1 protein-coding gene is annotated in these 484 nt (G+C 45.5%); it reads left to right on the forward strand.

The window, feature by feature from the left end:
• Window positions 1-455: BRCT domain-containing protein (locus tag A3738_RS02510; protein ID WP_304440055.1), on the forward strand; the 455-nt coding region annotated here is incomplete at its 5' end.
• Between the last annotated feature and the right edge of the window lie 29 nt (window positions 456-484).

Below are 484 nucleotides of genomic sequence, written 5' to 3' on the forward strand. Positions count from 1 at the left end.
GAGAAACGACCGCGTCAACCATTGCGTGTGAGTTGGATGACGTTATGGGGCTCTTCTCGCTGACGCCAGATGTATTGGAATCTTTAGATGACATCGGTCCAATAGTTGCTCGCCATGTTATGGTTTTTACCTCAAATCAAGACAATCGTTCTCTTGTTCGGCGACTGCTCGAAAAAGGTGTTGAGTGTCAGATACCTAAGCAAGTACGGAAGTCTTCAGAGAATGTATTTGCTGGGAAGACGGTTGTGCTGACAGGAACTTTGCCAAACTATAGCCGTGATGAGTTAAAGGCTCTTCTCATTGAGGTTGGAGCAAAAGTGAGTGGTTCAGTTTCAAGCAAAACCGATTATTTAGTCGCGGGTGAGAAAGCGGGTTCTAAGCTAAAGAAAGCGACTGAACTCAATGTGCCAGTGCTGGATGAAGCTGCTGCCCTAGCGTTACTCAATCAAAACTGATCTTTATTGTGATGTAAGGGGCGTTTCTT

It is taken from the genome of Oleiphilus sp. HI0066 (assembly GCF_001635725.1).